This window comes from Bacteroidota bacterium (genome assembly GCA_018698135.1).
Taxonomy (GTDB): Bacteria; Bacteroidota; Bacteroidia; order CAILMK01; family JAAYUY01; genus JABINZ01.
Map to the genome: position 1 here is coordinate 1 of JABINZ010000024.1, position 5,834 is coordinate 5,834.

The 5,834-nt window shown below is 34.3% G+C and carries 5 protein-coding genes; 1 reads left to right on the forward strand and 4 read right to left on the reverse strand.

The features are described from left to right. Positions 1-137: 137 nt before the first annotated feature. Positions 138-2,042 (reverse strand): DNA primase, encoded by a 1,905-nt coding sequence (locus tag HOG71_01710; GenBank protein MBT5989544.1) that lies wholly within the window; start codon positions 2,040-2,042, stop codon positions 138-140. Positions 2,043-2,265: 223 nt separating this feature from the next. Next, the gene (locus HOG71_01715; protein ID MBT5989545.1) at positions 2,266-3,066 is read right to left on the reverse strand and encodes a DUF3108 domain-containing protein; all 801 of its coding nucleotides are present in this window, start codon (positions 3,064-3,066) and stop codon (positions 2,266-2,268) included. 143 nt (positions 3,067-3,209) lie between these two features. On the opposite strand from HOG71_01715, the gene HOG71_01720 reads away from it, so the two are divergent. Continuing rightward, positions 3,210-4,292, forward strand: coding sequence for a mannose-1-phosphate guanylyltransferase (locus HOG71_01720; protein ID MBT5989546.1), 1,083 nt, complete (start codon positions 3,210-3,212; stop codon positions 4,290-4,292). Between the two features lie 60 nt (positions 4,293-4,352). Here HOG71_01720 and HOG71_01725 read toward each other — a convergent pair whose 3' ends face one another. After that, positions 4,353-4,964, reverse strand: coding sequence for a hypothetical protein (locus HOG71_01725; protein ID MBT5989547.1), 612 nt, complete (start codon positions 4,962-4,964; stop codon positions 4,353-4,355). 59 nt (positions 4,965-5,023) lie between these two features. Then, a partial coding sequence (locus HOG71_01730) for a T9SS type A sorting domain-containing protein (protein MBT5989548.1) occupies positions 5,024-5,834 on the reverse strand: 811 nt, incomplete at its 5' end.

The following is a 5,834-nucleotide window of genomic DNA, read 5'->3' on the forward strand; positions in this document are numbered from 1 at the left end:
GATGTTTATGTTTATGTGATGCGAGTGAAAGGACTCGATGGAATAGACTACAAATATTCAGGAACGGTGACGCTTGTGAAATAAAGAAAAGAAGATGAATAATAAGAGGCTGTTCCGAGATTTCGGGATGGCTTCTTTTAGTATATAACAATACCTAATTGCTGGGATAATTCTTTGATTCTCTCACTTAGTTTTTTGTGAATCTTCAGGTATTCAATAGATTCTTCTTCACCAACATCTTTCTGTTTCATTTTCTTCTGGTTTTCCTTCATTAACGATTGAAGTTTCCTTATTTCAAGATGTTTGATCGATGATGCAATATCTTTTCTGTAATCGATCTCCGACTCTACATTGCGGCCTGTTTTTTTTGACCAATTCTCGCTTATACTAGAATCCATGAAAGCGGCTTCACTGGCAATATCTTGAAAAAACTGTTCAGGATGTTGGACGAAATATTTAATTTCCGGGTAAATTTTATTCTGCTGTTTATAATCAACGTAATGGTCAAATACTTTTTTGAGTAAAGGATTTTCCCACTCATATTCCATGATATTTTCGAGAATGATATCTGCACATTTCGATTCATCTTCAAAATCCTCAGAGCCAGCCATAATTAAAAGATTAATGATAATTCGTTCCTGTTCAGAGGACGTACTCTTTAGCATTTTGCCTTCGAGATCGGACTTTTCTGGCTTTTTTTCTTCTTTCCGAACAGTTTTAGTTGCAATTTGTGTTCGCTTGCTACGTAGTTGGCTGTTTAATTCTCTATACAGTATTTCTTCCTCAATATCCAGTTCAGAACTTAGCTCTTTTAAGTAACTACTTCGATGGATATGGTTCGGTATCTGTATGATGGATTTAATGATATTTCGAACAGCTTCTGCTTTTTGAATGGGATCGTTAGAAACATCTCCAAATAAAAATCGTGATTTAAAAAGTATAAAATCACTGGCATTTTTCTTCAGGAAATGAATCAATTCATTTCTATCGTGTTTTTTGCTGAATGAGTCAGGATCTTCACCAGTTGGTAAAGCAACTATGCGCACATTAAGCTCTTCTTTCAGGGCAATATCAATTCCTCTCAATGAAGCTTTAATTCCAGCTTCATCGCCATCAAATATAAAAGTAAGGTTGTTGGAATATCGTTTAACTAAGCGGGTATGCTCAGGTGTAAGGCTGGTCCCTAAAGAAGCAACAACATTTTCAATGCCAGCCTGTTTAAGCGCAACTACATCCGTATAGCCTTCAACCAAATAAACTTTTCCTTCTTTTTGAATGCTGTGTTTTGCTTGAAACAGGCCATATAAAACACTGCTTTTATTGTATACTTTTGTTTCAGGCGAATTTATATATTTTGCCTCTTTGGGATTGGATGTCAGTATACGACCACCAAAACCCAATACCCGGCCACTGGCTGAATGTATAGGGAACATGATTCGCGCTCGAAATCTATCAATCAGAAAACCATCATTTGTTTTGATTGATAATCCTGCTGCTACCAAAAAATCATCCTTATAACCCTTCGCTAATGCTGCTTTACTGAAAGTGTCTTTTTGAGCTGGACTAAAGCCAATTTGATAATGCTTAGTTGTTTCTAGATCAATTTTCCTTTCTTTTAAATAAGCCAGTCCAATTGCCCTTCCATCTTCTGAATTAAGCAAATAATTATGATAGAATTCGTTCGCAAACTCCAGGACAATATAAATACTGGAAATTTCATCCCTTTCTATTCGCTGCTCATCGCTAACTTCTTCTTCTTCAATGGTAATACCATATTTCGCAGCCAAAAACTTGAGCGCTTCGGGATAATTGTATTTTTCATGATCCATTAAAAAACGAACCGAATTGCCAGCTTTGCCACAACCAAAACATTTGTAAAGTTCCTTGCTAGGTGAAACTACAAAGGAGGGTGTTTTTTCATCATGAAAAGGGCATAGGCCAATCATGTTTACACCACGCTTTTTAAGATTGACAAAATCACCTACGACTTCCTCAACCCTTGCGGATGAAATTATTTTTTCTACTGTTTCGTGTGGAATCATAATCGGTTGAATCCTGAATAATATCTATGTCGACCTTTGCTTCAAACCTACATAAAATTTTCATTTGTAAATTACTATAAACCAATGAAAAATTTATTAGGGTTCTTGCGTACCCCATAGATAATTGTATCTTCTTTATACAGAAATATACTAATTCGTTGTTGCCTTAATTGACAAATCAATTAATAGTAATCAAAGATGTAATACAGGAACCCAGCAGTGATTATTTAAGTTTTGCTTGCATTGGATTTTTCAGACCAGAGTAATCATTAAGAACAACATTTATTGCTCCTACGCTGATTCCAGAATAAATTTTAATGGGAATTTTATTGCGATCATCGCTTACCCAAAGGGTCATGTCTTCATCACTTTTAAATACACGATCAACAATTAATATGGGCTTAAGAATCAGGCAACGATAACTCCCTTTTTTAGTCTTCAGTATAGTTTTGCCCATGTATTTTACACCAGCATAATAGCAAGAGTCGTCAATAAATATGTTAAGCATAAATGAATCTCCTATTTTAGCTTGACTGTAATCAAATGTGCGGGCTAGATATACAGCTGATAGAATTTCCTGTGTGAAATCTCCAGTTGGGATTTTTCTTTTTTTACTATTAGTAACGATGTTTTTATTATGATCGTAGATATAGTATTCTTTTGAGTTATAGTTGCCCTCGTGGATTATACGAAAGGAAGCAGATGGTTTGAATGTATTGACATCTACATAGGACTCATAATGGTCTCTTACTTTGAAAAACGGATCGTAAAATTTAAATGTAGATCCTTTCCCTGTCAAATGATAATGGCTTTTCTCTTTAAGCATTTTGGGTTCGCTCTTCACTTCCATTATAATTTCTCCTACAGGAATGTTGATGTATAATGAATAGTAGAACTTATAGCTTAGTTTTTCTCCGAATTTAAAAGCATCATTTTTTGAGTAAGGTGTCAATTTTTCTTGAGCAGATAAACTGTTTAAAATGGCTGTGGAAATTATTAGGAAACATAAAGTTGTAAGGCGCATGATTCTGAAATTACAAGAAATATTCCAAAAGATGATTTTGGCTAAATATTCATGAAAGTCAGCGGTCAGGATTGATAAATTTAAATGTATCATATGAATATTAGCCAATAAGCTTTATTTTTGCCCTCTGAAAAATTATGCAAATGAATTCTCATTTTTATACAGTGATCATGGCAGGAGGGGTTGGTAGTAGATTCTGGCCGCTGAGTAAACAAAAATATCCAAAGCAGTTTTTAGATGTTCTGAATACAGGTAGGTCTTTATTTCAGGCTACTTATGAACGTTTTGCGCAAATTTGTCCACGAGAAAATATTTATATCGTTGCAAATAAGGATTATAGTGAAATTATAAGAGAACAGATTCCCGGAATTAGTGATGATGTGATTTTAGCTGAACCCATTGCGCGAAATACAGCTCCGTGTGTTGCTTATGCTGCTTATAAAATCAAACAAAAAGATCCACTAGCAACCATGGTTGTTGCACCTTCCGATCATTTAATAATGAACGAAGGAATTTTTCTGGAATCGATAGGCCAAGCTATGGACTTTGCATCTCAAAAAGATGTTTTAGTTACTTTGGGGATTAAACCAAATCGTCCCGATACGGGCTATGGTTATATTCAGTTTGAAGATGATGACAAAAATGAAGGGTTTTTTCCTGTAAAAACATTTACCGAAAAACCTAGTCTGGAAATTGCTGAAAGCTTTGTAGAATCAGGTGAGTTTTTATGGAATGCAGGTATTTTTATTTGGAATGTTCAGGCGGTAACACTCGCTATACAAAACCATTTACCCGAAGTGGCAAGTTGTTTTGATAGTATCGAAAATGCATATTATACAGCTTCTGAAGAAGATTTTGTCACAAATGCCTATGCAGATTGTCCTACTATTTCCATTGATTATGGTATCATGGAAAAGGCTGATAATGTATTTGTACAAGAAGGTGATTTTGGATGGTCGGATATTGGGACCTGGAATTCATTATTTCAGTTTGTCGATAAAGACAAGGATAACAATGCCATTAAAGGAAAATTTGTATTTACCCGCAATACAAAGGATTGCATCATCAATATTTCAGATGACAAATTGTTGGCTGTAAATAACGTAAAAGACTTGATTATTGTCGAGTCAGAAAACATTATTCTGGTTGCTGATAAATCACAGGAACAGGATATTCGTCATGTTGTGAATGAAATCAAATCCAAGTATAGAGAGAAGTTTATTTAGTTTCTCAGCAGACATATAACCCTGACAGGGTTCCAAACCCTGTCAGGGTTATTTTTGGTTTTATTCCAAAAGATAATTGTCAATTTTTCTCAAATCATGCATTTCCTTATGAAATGAGATGAAATCTTCTAATTCTCCAAACCATTTTAAGGCAAAATCAGAGTTTACTATTCTCATATCATTTTTGATGATATCAGTGTATGAAGAGTAAGGATAATCGTAGAAATTTGATATAATTCCATGTTTTACAGGATTTGAGTGAATGTAAAATATTAGTAATGTGATGTAATCATCTTCAGAAACAGGAATTCGTTTAAAAGGTTTCTCGAACAAACTTCCACTTCTGTTATATGATTTATTAAATGCCTGAGCATATGAATTAAACAGCTTTGAGAATTGTTTTCCTGCTATAAGTTCTTTGAAGTCATCATTAGGGTTATTAATTTTATGAAATTGAAGTTGTTCCTCAATTGTTTTTATTTTCACAAAGAAATGAAAATGATTTTTGAGTAAACAGTATGAAATAATTTCTAAAATAGGATGCAGATATTTTAGGGCTTTTTCAATGAAATATTGATAATTGTTGCTACTTCGAAATATTGTTTGTTTTCCTATTCCGCGATTATAAATATGATAATATTCTCCTGCTTCTAAAAGTGGGAAGTTATACATCTTAAAATATTTATTGTTTAACTCTGACAGGGTTCCAAACCCTGTCAGAGTTTCGTTATTTATTCAACAATTAGTTTAGCATACACCGATTCGCCATTTGATAAATCAATTTTCATGTGAAGCATACCACTCAAATCATGCAGGGAGTTTATGACAAACTCCTGATCATTAATATTGGTGTGAAATTTAATTTTTTGCCCCAAACTATTGTAAAGGCTAATGGATAGCATTTCGAATGTATCGTGTTTTAGCTTAACCACCACATAATCATTTGCTGGGTTCGGGAAAATTGCTATCTCAAAGTTATTTGCTTCCTGAATCGTTGTGGTGGATATTGCATGAATAAAATCATTCTTCAAAATAACGCTGCTACAATCATCGGCAGAGAGAACCCTTAAACGCACATTATAATAACCACCTTTGGAATAGGTTACCAAAGGATTTTGTTGCGAACTAGTTCTTCCATCTCCAAAGTCCCAAAACCATTCAATAATGTTTGCTGAATTGGAGAAACTCTGATCTGAAAATTTCACTTTTAAAGGCACATTTCCTTCCAGATTATTAGCAGAAAAAGCTGGATGTGGATTGATAATACGCACCCGGATACTATCATGAGCCGATGCACAAACAGCATCGGAGTGAAGACTTCGCAAAAATAGCTTGAAATATGAGCGATTCAGGTCGTTATAATGAGGGAGGTAAACTGCGGAAGTCTGGTTAATATTTGATTCAAAAATACCTGAACCACTATTTGATTTTAAATACCACTCAATACCATTGGCATTTTGGTAAGAAGAAACAATATCAAAATCTTGTGGATAGCAAGCGGTTGTATCACTTTTCTCAATGGTCACTATAGGCTGAGGCTTA

Bases quoted from the DNA above. Each gene is read 5' to 3' on its own strand.
- HOG71_01710 (MBT5989544.1), bottom strand. From the start codon at position 2,042: ATGATTCCACACGAAACAGTAGAAAAAATAATTTCATCCGCAAGGGTT.
- HOG71_01715 (MBT5989545.1), bottom strand. From the start codon at position 3,066: ATGCGCCTTACAACTTTATGTTTCCTAATAATTTCCACAGCCATTTTA.
- HOG71_01720 (MBT5989546.1), top strand. From the start codon at position 3,210: ATGAATTCTCATTTTTATACAGTGATCATGGCAGGAGGGGTTGGTAGT.
- HOG71_01725 (MBT5989547.1), bottom strand. From the start codon at position 4,964: ATGTATAACTTCCCACTTTTAGAAGCAGGAGAATATTATCATATTTAT.